1 protein-coding gene is annotated in these 595 nt (G+C 66.9%); it reads left to right on the top strand.

From position 1 onward, the window contains the following. Nucleotides 1–179 precede the first annotated feature (179 nt). Nucleotides 180–595: ATP-dependent DNA ligase (locus A5698_RS26520; protein WP_502688995.1), on the top strand; the 416-nt coding region annotated here is incomplete at its 3' end.

Raw genomic sequence — 595 nt, 5'->3', positions numbered from 1 at the left:
TTCGGTTCGTAGGACGCGTCCGCGGGAATCGACGCCACCGATTTGGCCAGCATCGGCTTCACCGGCGGCATCACGGGCAGGCGCATTCGGCCATTGTCGCAGTGCCGTCCGCGCTGAACCGGCGATGACATTTCCCGGTGTCGACGGTCAGAAGTGGCGTGGACGCAATAATGGGCGGGGTGGACCTTCCCGTAACGCCGCCGCTCGAACCGATGCTGGCCAAGGCTCAGGCCACGGTCCCGCCCGAGGCGGGTGTGTGGTCGTACGAGCCGAAGTGGGACGGCTTCCGGTCGATCTGCTTCCGCGACGGCGATGAGGTCGAGTTCGGCAGCCGCAACGAACGCCCGCTGACCCGCTACTTCCCCGAACTGGTCGAGGCCGCGAGGACGGAGCTACCCGGACGCTGCGTCATCGACGGCGAGATCGTCGTCGCCGCCGGCCATGGCCTCGACTTCGAGGCCCTGCAACAACGCATCCACCCCGCCGACTCGCGGGTCCGGATGCTGGCCGAGAAGACACCCGCGGCCTTCATCGCGTTCGATCTGCTCGCGCGAGACGACATCGATTACACCCAAAGGCCTTTCGAGGAACGCCG

The organism is Mycobacterium sp. E136, from assembly GCF_001666865.1.
Classification (GTDB): domain Bacteria; phylum Actinomycetota; class Actinomycetes; order Mycobacteriales; family Mycobacteriaceae; genus Mycobacterium.
The sequence above is the reverse complement of the archived record's forward strand: the minus strand, read 5'-3'. Positions and strand labels throughout refer to the sequence as shown.